General features: G+C 66.2%; 9 protein-coding genes and 2 pseudogenes. 8 read left to right on the top strand and 3 right to left on the bottom strand.

Going from position 1 to position 9,964, the window contains the following annotated elements; translation table 11 throughout:
* The 5 genes from ACNJ7E_RS14575 to ACNJ7E_RS14555 all read left to right on the top strand — a co-directional run.
* Window positions 1-1,206: acetyl-CoA C-acetyltransferase (locus ACNJ7E_RS14575; protein ID WP_418340205.1), on the top strand; the 1,206-nt coding region annotated here is incomplete at its 5' end.
* Window positions 1,207-1,227: 21 nt separating this feature from the next.
* Window positions 1,228-1,959 (top strand): SDR family NAD(P)-dependent oxidoreductase, encoded by a 732-nt coding sequence (locus ACNJ7E_RS14570; RefSeq protein ID WP_009475398.1) that lies wholly within the window; start codon window positions 1,228-1,230, stop codon window positions 1,957-1,959.
* 31 nt (window positions 1,960-1,990) lie between these two features.
* Window positions 1,991-3,787: an acyl-CoA dehydrogenase gene (locus ACNJ7E_RS14565; protein ID WP_418340204.1), complete on the top strand. Its 1,797-nt coding sequence runs from the start codon at window positions 1,991-1,993 to the stop codon at window positions 3,785-3,787.
* A gap of 17 nt (window positions 3,788-3,804) precedes the next feature.
* A complete protein-coding gene (locus tag ACNJ7E_RS14560) occupies window positions 3,805-4,566 on the top strand; it encodes an SDR family NAD(P)-dependent oxidoreductase (RefSeq protein ID WP_280780252.1) in 762 nt (253 codons plus the stop codon).
* A 43-nt stretch (window positions 4,567-4,609) separates the two neighbouring features.
* A complete protein-coding gene (locus ACNJ7E_RS14555) occupies window positions 4,610-5,065 on the top strand; it encodes a MaoC family dehydratase (RefSeq protein WP_418340203.1) in 456 nt (151 codons plus the stop codon).
* Window positions 5,066-5,141: 76 nt separating this feature from the next.
* On the opposite strand, the pseudogene ACNJ7E_RS14550 reads toward ACNJ7E_RS14555, so the two are convergent.
* Both ACNJ7E_RS14550 and ACNJ7E_RS14545 read right to left on the bottom strand, forming a co-directional pair.
* Window positions 5,142-6,073, bottom strand: a pseudogene (locus tag ACNJ7E_RS14550) (lipase family protein); the annotation flags it as partial.
* A 272-nt stretch (window positions 6,074-6,345) separates the two neighbouring features.
* Window positions 6,346-6,783, bottom strand: a complete 438-nt coding sequence (locus ACNJ7E_RS14545) for a hypothetical protein (protein WP_280780250.1) — start codon at window positions 6,781-6,783, stop codon at window positions 6,346-6,348.
* 183 nt (window positions 6,784-6,966) lie between these two features.
* Between ACNJ7E_RS14545 and ACNJ7E_RS14540 the strand changes: the two genes are divergently transcribed.
* The 3 genes and pseudogenes from ACNJ7E_RS14540 (at window position 6,967) to ACNJ7E_RS14530 (ending at window position 8,610) form a co-directional block, all read left to right on the top strand.
* On the top strand, window positions 6,967-7,233 hold the full coding sequence (locus ACNJ7E_RS14540; RefSeq protein ID WP_280780249.1) for a YdeI/OmpD-associated family protein: 267 nt from the start codon (window positions 6,967-6,969) through the stop codon (window positions 7,231-7,233).
* A 197-nt stretch (window positions 7,234-7,430) separates the two neighbouring features.
* A pseudogene (locus ACNJ7E_RS14535) lies at window positions 7,431-7,986 on the top strand (zinc-binding dehydrogenase).
* A 180-nt stretch (window positions 7,987-8,166) separates the two neighbouring features.
* Window positions 8,167-8,610, top strand: coding sequence for a DoxX family protein (locus ACNJ7E_RS14530; protein ID WP_280780334.1), 444 nt, complete (start codon window positions 8,167-8,169; stop codon window positions 8,608-8,610).
* Between the two features lie 52 nt (window positions 8,611-8,662).
* Here the strand turns inward: ACNJ7E_RS14530 and ACNJ7E_RS14525 are convergent, their stop codons facing one another.
* Complete coding sequence (locus ACNJ7E_RS14525) at window positions 8,663-9,955, bottom strand: wax ester/triacylglycerol synthase domain-containing protein (RefSeq protein WP_418340202.1); 1,293 nt, start codon at window positions 9,953-9,955, stop codon at window positions 8,663-8,665.
* Window positions 9,956-9,964 lie beyond the last annotated feature (9 nt).

The following is a 9,964-nucleotide window of genomic DNA, read 5'->3' as shown; positions in this document are numbered from 1 at the left end:
GTCATCGTCTCCATCGCCCGTTCCCCGATCGGTCGCGCCATGAAGGGATCGCTCAAGGGCATGCGCCCCGACGACCTCGCCGCGCAGATGGTCCAGGCGGCACTCGACAAGGTGCCCGCGCTCGACCCCACCGACATCAACGACCTCATCCTGGGCTGCGGCCTGCCCGGCGGCGAGCAGGGGTTCAACATGGGCCGCAACGTCGCCGTCCAGCTCGGCTACGACTTCATCCCCGGCACCACCATCACCCGGTACTGTTCGTCGTCGCTGCAGACCACCCGCATGGCACTGCACGCGATCAAGGCCGGTGAGGGCGACGTCTTCATCTCCGCCGGTGTCGAGACCGTGTCCCGGTTCACCGCGGGCAACTCCGACTCGCTGCCCGACACCCAGAACCCGCTGTACGCCGACGCGCAGACCCGCACCGAGAAGCTGGCCCAGGGCGGTCAGCAGTGGGTCGACCCGCGTGAGGAGGGGCTGGTCCCGGACACCTACATCGCGATGGGCCAGACCGCCGAGAACGTCGCCCAGATCACCGGCATCACCCGCGAGGAGCAGGACCGGTGGGCGGTGCGCTCGCAAAACCGCGCCGAGGAGGCCATAGGCGCCGGCTTCTTCGAGCGGGAGATCACCCCGGTGACGCTGCCCGACGGCACCGTCGTGTCGAAGGACGACGGCCCCCGCGCCGGCACCACCTATGAGGCCGTCAGCCAGCTGAAGCCGGTGTTCCGTCCGGACGGCACCGTCACCGCCGGCAACGCGTGCCCGCTCAACGACGGCGCCGCCGCCCTGGTGATCATGTCCGACACCAAGGCCAAGGAGCTGGGGCTGACCCCGCTCGCCCGGATCGTGTCCACCGGGGTGTCCGGTTTGTCGCCGGAGATCATGGGTCTCGGCCCGATCGAGGCGTCCAAGCGGGCCCTCGCGATCGCGGGACTGGGTATCTCCGACATCGACCTCGTCGAGATCAACGAGGCGTTCGCGGTGCAGGTGATCGGGTCGGCGCGGGAGCTGAACATCGACGAGGACAAGCTGAATGTGTCCGGTGGCGCGATCGCCCTCGGTCACCCGTTCGGCATGACCGGTGCCCGGATCACCGCGACGCTGCTCAACAACCTGACCACCCACGACAAGCAGTTCGGCCTCGAAACCATGTGCGTCGGAGGCGGTATGGGCATGGCCATGGTCCTCGAACGCCTCCGCTGACAAGAACGACAGGAAACCTCAATGGGCAACATCACGTACGACTTCACCGGCAAATCGGTCATCGTCACCGGCGCCGCCCGCGGCATCGGCCAGGCCCTGGCCCGCCACTTCGTCGAGGCCAAGGCGACAGTGTTCATGGTGGACTTCGACAAGGACGAACTCGACAAGGCCGCCCGCGAGGTCGGCGCCATCGGCATCCCCGCCGACGTCAGCGACACCGGTGACGTCGAGAACGTTGTCTCTACCGTGATCGCCGAGACCGGGCGGGTGGACATTCTGATCAACAATGCCGGGATCCTGCGCGACAAAGTGCTGTGGAAGCTGACCGACGAGGATTGGGACCAGGTCCTGAATGTCCACGCGGGCGGCACGTTTCGATTCACCCGGGCCTGTGTTCCGCACTTCCGGAAGCAGGAATTCGGGCGGGTCGTCAACATCACCTCCTACACCGGACTGCACGGCAACCGCGGGCAGGCCAACTACGCCACCGCCAAAGCCGGGATCATCGGGTTCACCAAGACCGCCGCGAAAGAGCTCGCTGCTTTCGGGGTCACCGTGAATGCAATCTCCCCGAACGCCGCGACCCGGATGACCGCCTCCATCCCGAAGGAGAAGATCGCCGAAGTCACCGGTCCGATCTCGCGGTTCGCCGACCCCGCCGAGATGGCCGACGCCATCGCCTTCCTCGCGTCCGAGGAAGCCGGCTACATCACCGGCGTCGTCCTCCCGGTCGACGGCGGCATCTCCATCTGAGCGAGCCCACCTTTGAACGGAACTGATTCTCATGACTGATGTACTTTCTCGCCGCGATCTCGATTTCCTGCTCTACGAGTGGCTCGACGTGGTCGCACTGACCTCCCGCAAACGCTTCGCCGAACACTCGAAGGACACCTTCGACGCCGTCCTCGACCTCAGTGCGGACCTCGCGCACAAGCATTTCGCCACCCACAACAAGAAGGCCGACGCGCACGAGCCGACCATGCGCCCGGACGGCACCGTCGAGATGATCCCGGAGGTCAAAACGGCGCTCGACGCCTACGCGGCGGCCGGTTTGATCGCCGGATCATTCGACGAGAGCGTCGGCGGGATGCAGCTGCCCACCACGGTGGCGCGAGCGGCGATGGCCTGGTTCCAGGCCGCCAACGCCAGCACCTCGTCCTATCCGTTCCTGACGACCGCCAAAGCAAACTTGCTCGCCGAGTACGGCACCGAGCAGCAGATCGACGACTACGTCCGTCCGATGCTCGAGGGCCGCTGGTTCGGCACCATGTGCCTGTCCGAGCCGCAGGCCGGATCATCGTTGGCGGACATCACCACCCGCGCCGTCCGCCAGGACGACGGCAGCTACCGGGTCACCGGCACCAAGATGTGGATCTCCGGTGGCGATCATGAACTCACCGAGAACATCGTGCACCTGGTCCTGGCCAAGTCCCCGGGCGGCGGCCCCGGCGTAAAGGGCATCTCACTGTTCATCGTGCCCAAATATCTCCCCGGCTCCGACGGCGGGCTCGGCGACCGTAACGATGTGACCCTGGCGGGTCTCAACCACAAGATGGGCAACCGCGGCACCACCAACACCCTGCTCGTCTTCGGTGACGGTACCCACACCCCCGCAGGCGATGCCGGGGCAGTCGGCTTCCTGGTCGGCGAGGAACACCGCGGCCTGTCCTACATGTTCCACATGATGAACGAGGCCCGGATCAGTGTCGGGTTCCTCGCGATCGCCCTTGGCTACGTGGGATACCGCAAGTCGCTCGACTACGCGAGGGTGCGTACCCAGGGCCGCCCTCTCGGCGCCAAGGACCCCTCCTCGCCGCCGGTTCCGATCATCGATCACGCCGATGTCCGCCGAATGCTGCTGGCCCAAAAGTCCTACGTCGAGGGCGCGCTCGCGCTCGGCCTCTACTGCTCGCGGTTGGTGGACGAACACGACACGGCCGACGATGCGGCCACCGGCGACCAGGCGACGTTGCTCCTCGACGTGCTGACCCCGATCGCGAAGAGCTGGCCCTCGCAGTGGTGCCTCGAGGCGAACAGCCTCGCGATCCAGGTGCACGGCGGTTACGGCTACACCCGCGACTACGACGTCGAACAGTACTACCGCGACAACCGGCTGAATCCGATCCACGAAGGCACGCACGGGATCCAGGGTCTGGATCTGCTGGGCCGCAAGGTCACCATGCAAGACGGTGCCGGGCTGAGGTTACTCGGATCGAAGATCGCCGCGACCATCGCGCGGGCTCGGTCCCTCGGTGGCGACGCCACCGGTTGCGCCGACGCCCTTGACACCGTCTGGAACCGGATCGTCGACATCACCGCCGCCTTGTGGGCGGCCGGTGACGCGACGACCGCGTTGGCGAACTCATCGGTCTATTTGGAAGCGTTCGGACACACAGTCATCGCGTGGATGTGGCTCGAACAGCTCATTGCCACCGAGGGTAAGAGTGGTGACTTCTACGACGGAAAGCGCATGGCCGCCCGCTACTTTTACACCCACGAGCTACCCAAGGTCGGCCCGCAACTCGATCTCTTGGCCAGCGGAGACCGGACCACTCTCGACATGAACCCCAGCTGGTTCTGACCCAGGAGGCATCCCACATGAGTGTGCTCGACAAATTCCGCCTCGACGGCCGCGTCGCCATCGTCACCGGCGCCTCGTCCGGCCTCGGTGTGGCCTTCGCTCAGGCCCTCGCCGAGGCCGGCGCGGACGTCGTCCTCGCGGCGCGGCGCGTCGACAAACTCGGCGACACCGCCGCACTTGTCCGTGCCACCGGCCGACGGGCCCTGCCCGTGGCTACCGACATCGCTGATCCGGATCAGTGCGCTGCCCTGGTCGACGCGGCAATGACCGAGTTCGGCCGCGTCGACGTTCTCGTCAACAACGCCGGCGTCGCCAGCGCCCACCCCGCCACCCGCGAAACCCCCGACCAGTTTCGCTCGGTGATCGACGTCAACCTGGGCGGCTCCTACTGGACCGCCCAGGCGTGCGGGAAGGTCATGCAACCCGGCAGTTCCATCGTCAACATTTCCAGCGTCCTCGGGCTCACCACCGCCGGTCTGCCCCAGGCCGCCTACAGCGCCAGCAAAGCCGCAATCATCGGTCTGACCCGAGACCTCGCCCAACAATGGGGCACTCGCAAGGGAATTCGCGTCAACGCGCTCGCCCCGGGCTTCTTCGCCTCCGAGATGACCGACCAGTATCACGACGGCTACCTCGACAGCCTCGCGTCACGGATGGTGCTCGGGCGCACCGGCGATGCCGCCGAACTCGCCGCCACCCTTGTCTGGCTCGCCTCCGACGCCGCCGGGTACGTCACCGGACAAACCCTCGCCGTCGATGGCGGCATCACCATCACCTGACCGCACCACACCCCGCAAGCCCATCGCGCCGAAAGTAGCCGCCATGCCCACCACTACCACCGTCGACGGGTTGAAGAGCCTCGTCGGCACCACACTGGACCCCAGTGACTGGTTCGAGATCACCCAAGGCCGAATCACCACCTTCGCCGACGCCACCGACGATCACCAATGGATCCACGTCGACCCGGAACGTGCCAGCACGGAAAGCCCGTTCCGACGTACCATCGCCCACGGTTACCTCACCCTGTCATTGCTCAGCGTCATGTTCGCGCAGGTTCTCGAAGTTCAGGGCACCTCCCTGGCGGTGAACTACGGCCTGAACAAGGTCCGGTTCCCCGCCCCGGTCCCCGTGGGATCGAAGGTCCGGCTCAGGGCCGAGATAATCTCGGCCCAGGACGTCAGCGGCGGCGTCCAAATCGTGGTCGCAGCGACCGTCGAATGCAGTGCCACCGACACACCCGTCTGCGTCGCCGAACCGATCTTCCGATACCACCGTTAATCTCGGATCGGGAATCAACGTCGCGGCCGGAACCGGGGTGTCATCACCTTCTCGATTTGGCTCGCCGAGCCTGTAATTAGCACCGTGTTGGGGCGGGCTCGCCCCGGAATCGGGCCGCGATGAACTCATACGCACCCGGGAAGCCCACCACCGCGGTGGTCCATGCGCTCGGAGATGTCATAGGGCACGAACGTCAGCTTCGCGCCCGCTGCGCAGTACCGGTGCGCCACCTCCGCCACCGAATCGAACGGGGTGAGCCCATCGAGCGTGCCGTGCCACATAGACACCGGCGCCGTCGGCACCCCCTCGAAATAGCGGAGACTGTTCTCCCGCAACACCTGCCGCGCCGCCGAACTCCCCATCAGACTCGTCGACGCCGCCAACTGCCCGGCGTTGCGGAACGCACCGTGGAACAGCAGGAACCGCCGGCACTCGTTGCTCATCCATTCCCGCAACCACAGACCGGTCTCATTCAGTTGTGAGGACACCGGCAACCGGTCCGGGTACTCCCGTTCGAGACCGATCGCCGCCGCGAAGGCCAGCCCGAACCCCGGATGCGGGTTGAACCCCAGCCCCTCGGCCATCTGCTCGAGATCCGCCGGCACTCCGCCCTGCACCACCGCCGCCAGCTTCAGCTCCGGCGCATAGGTCGGCGCGAGCGCCGCTGCCCACGCACTCGCCATCCCCCCACCCGAGTAACCGGCCAAAGCCACGGGACTGTTCGCCAGGCCCAGTTCGGTCACCCGCTGCACCGCACGGACACTGTCCAGGGTGATCATGCCGCCGAGCTTGGCGGCACCGTACGCACCGGTCGGGCCGAGGTGATCGGGCACCGACCGCCCACCCCCGCTGCAAACCCAGCAACATTCCCGGCGATTCCTGCATCTCCAGGTTGAACAACGCCCGCGAGGGCGCGCAATTGGTTCCCAACGAGTTCACGATCGCCTGATACGACACCAACGGTGGAGTTGCCACACCCCGGGGCAGGAGCACCGTCGTGACCGCAACATGCCCGAGTGCGCGTGGGGTAAGTAGTGTGACGGTCGTGTTGTGGCGAGCCACTGCACAGCGAAATATCTGCGGACTGCCGCCCAAGGGCTGGAGACGATCGTGATCGGGAACGTCACGTTCTCCGAGAGTCCGTCCGGCGACGATCGGATCGGTTTTTCGGGCACACTCGAGCATCGGTCGAACGCCGTCAACGGCGGTGCTGTCACCGGCAAAGTGCAGGGCGGCGAGCGGGTCGGGTGCAAATGCCGTTCCCCACCCAATTCACCCTGTCACACGACCGGCCGTCCTTCCCCGACGTTGGCGTGGATGCCTCTGCGACGACTCACCATGGCCGATATCAAGCCCGATGCGACCACAACCTGCCCCAGCATCAGCGACGCCGGCAGTATCAACAACTCCCACCCCGTCGAACCATATGCCTGCGACCACACCACGATCACGATGGCCAAAATCCACGTCACAGCCTGCCCCAGCGTCATCAGCGCGCCGGCCCACGTCCGATCAGGGCGTCGGACGAGCCCGATCGTGCCCGCGACCGCCCCCACCAAGGCGGCGATCAAACCGACCGGGGTCGGGAGCAGCACCATCAGACCGAGAAGCGGTCCAGGCTCGAGCATCCCCGTGGTGACCAGTTGCGGCACTACGAACAGCCACACCGACACAGCGCACAGCACCGAGACGACCGATGCGCTCGTGGATATCTTCATCGCATCAACCTAGACCAGACGTCGGGTTCACCCGGCCGTCCACGATTGCAGATGAGACTCACCATCACGCGGTCTCGCTTGCAGCGACCGCGCAAAAAGAGAGCGGGCCCGCCCCTGAATCAACACCAAGACTCCGGTGGCTACGACCCGCCCTACCTCTGCGACAGTCGGTAGACTCCAAACATGGGCAAGCTCACGGTCCCGAGCGGCACGGTGCATAGAGTGCCGGCAGACCTACAGACGGCGTTGGCCGATGACGGGCCGGCGCTGAAAGCCTGGAATGACATCACACCACTGGCACGCAATGAGTGGATCTGCTGGGTCGAGGATGCCAAGCTCGACGAAACGAGAGCGCGTCGAATCAAGCGGACGTATACCGAACTGGCTGAAGGCAAGCGCCGCCCATGCTGCTGGCCTGGTTGTAGCCACCGGGAAAAGACCGGTAAGTAGAACCCTTCTACTCAGCCGCAGCCGACGTGTCCTATCCGGGACCTTCGGCCTCGCGCGGTCGTCTGCGCGACCTTGAATCCACGGCCCCTTGTTTCCGGAGACAACGAGGTCGCGCGCATATTCGACGCAGCGGACAATCGACATAGCTTCAGCGCATGGAAGCTGGATGTAGTCGTATACGACTCGAGGAGCATCACATGAAAGCCGTTCGCATCCATGAGAATCGAGGTCCCGCGAACCCGGAGCTACTCGTGTTCGAGGATGCCCCCGACCCGCAGGCCGCCACTGGTGACGTGATCGTCCGAGTGCACGCCGTATCCTTCGTCCCCGACGAGCTCGACTGGCCAGGAACCTGGACGGATCGGGCCGGCCGCGACCGCACGCCCTCCATCCCCGCACACGAGGTGGCCGGCGTTGTCACCGAAGTTGGCTACGGCACCACTGGTGTTCGACACCATCGGCGGCGACGTGCTCGCCCGATCGGCCGCGATCGTCAAGCCGGGCGGCGTGCTGGTCTCGATCAGTGCGCCGCCCCCGGTGACGCCACGCGGCGGACGAGCAGTCTTCTTCATCGTCGAACCCGACCGGTCAGAGCTCATGAAGCTCGCACAGCTCACCTCGCAGGGGTACCTGCGCCCGCACGTCGGCGCCGTCCACCCGCTCGCCGAGACACGGGCAGCGTTCCTGTCCAAACGGCGGGGCGTGCCGGGCAAGGTGGTCCTCGACGTCCTGCCCGCGGGGTTGCCGACCTAGGAGGATCACCCGAACGGAGAGCATTCAAGCGCCGCGGTGAGTTTTCCCGTCGCCTCTGGTCTGTACTGGTGTGAGTAGACGCGAAGCGTGCGGGAGCAGTCGATTTGCCCGCGTGACGCCGTCGGGCAGGTGCCACCGGTCAGCGGTGTACCGCTCCATGAACAGCAAGGAGAAAGTCTCATGACATCGACACCACCCTCTACGGGAACCACCAACTCGACACCGGCGCCGACGGGCGGAACCACGAAGAAGGCCAGAATCGCCGGACTGGTCGTCACCGCCCTCGTGGTGCTGTTTCTCCTGTTCGACTCGCTCATCCACATCGCAAACACGCAAATGGTGCGCGAGGCGATGGCCGAGCTGGGTTTTGCCGAGAACCTCAACCGTGTCATCGGAATCGTTCTCTTGGTATGCCTGATTCTCTACATCGTGCCCGCCACGGCGATTCTGGGCGCGGTGCTGCTGACCGGATACCTCGGTGGAGCCGTCGCTACCAACATGCTCACCGAGCAGCCAATCGTCAGCACCACCCTGTTCCCGATTTACGTCGGCATCTTCGTGTGGGGCGGTCTGTACCTGCGGGACGCGCGGGTGCGTTCGATCATGCCTGTTCGACGCGCCTGAACCACCAACCCTACCTGGCAGCGAATGCCATTGACACCGAACGGAATCGACGTCAGGTGATCGCGGCGTCACGCAATTCGGCGTACGAATCGTCCATCGCCACCGCCAGCCGGGCAACGTCGGGCAGCGCCTCGGGGTCTGTACAGAGCCCGATACCGACGAGCCCGGCGCAGGAGATCGCCGAGATCCGCAGCGCGTGGTGCGCTGCGGGCTCGGAGGAGGAGAAGAGCCGCTCGACCCGACGTCCGGAAACGCTGACCGGCACGGGCGGGCCGGGGACGTTCGAGATCGACAGGCTGAACTCGCGCGCGCTGCCGGCGAGTCGCTTTGCGGCTTCCTCGACGCGCTTCACGCGTCCGAGAGCGTGGAAGAGATCGAACAGCTCTTCGGCGTCGTCGAGGAGCTTGCGCTTGCTGGTCTCGGCGTTGATCCGGTCGAGTCGGGTGAGCGGATCCGCCTCGGCGAGCGGCAGATCGACGTTCAGGAAGGAATCGCGGTTTCCCAGCTTGCCCGCTCCCTCGTCCCGGTGGTGCAGGCTGACCGGAACTTGAGCACGAAGACGCGGCAGGGCCGTCTCGCCGGCGCCGAGCCAGCTGCGCAGGCCGCCTGCGACGATCGCGAGGAGTACGTCGTTGACGGTTGCGCGCGCGGGACGTGAGGCGCCGATTGCCTTCAGCTCCGGGAGCGGGGCGACGGTGAAGGCAAGCTCGCGGGCGGCACTGATCGGGCGGTCGAAAGGCGAGTGTGAACCGCGGTGGCCGAGTTCACGACGCACAGCCGCGGGCATCCGCAGTGCCTCGTCGACCCGCGGACGCTGCGGCGAAGCGGCGCGAAGGCCCGGCCGCGTTCCTCTCGGGGGCGGTTCGGGGTGCCGATCCCAGAGCACGTCGTCGAGGAAGCGAACCGCGCTGATCCCGTCGGCCATCGCGTGATGGATCCGGACCGCGATCGCCTCGCGCCCGTCGCCGAGTGGACCGAACAGATCGAACGTCCACAGTGGTCGCTCGTGGTCGAGGTGCTCGGACATCAGCTTGCTGACGGCCCACCACAGATCGTCGCGCGAGGCACACCCAGGCTCTTCTCGGCGCCGGACGTGGTCACTGATCTCGAACGCCGTCGCCTCGGTCCAGCGCGGCTCCGGTCCCGAGGTATCGATCCGTTGCGTCGCTCGCGGCTGGCTCGAAAGCCGCTCCGCCACGGCAGTTCGCAGAGCCTCGACGTCGAGCGGGGAGGTGGCCGGCCCGAGAACGACGAGCTTGAGCGTGTGGCCGGCTATCACCGCCGATTCGAGCCCCAGGATATGTGCGTCGTCGGCGGACAGCCGATCGGGATCCTCGCGGCTCACCTCGGCAAG

The organism is Rhodococcus mengyinensis (assembly GCF_048381435.1).
Taxonomy (GTDB): Bacteria; Actinomycetota; Actinomycetes; order Mycobacteriales; family Mycobacteriaceae; genus Rhodococcus_F; species Rhodococcus_F opacus_D.
This window is presented reverse-complemented; position numbering and strand designations above follow the sequence as displayed.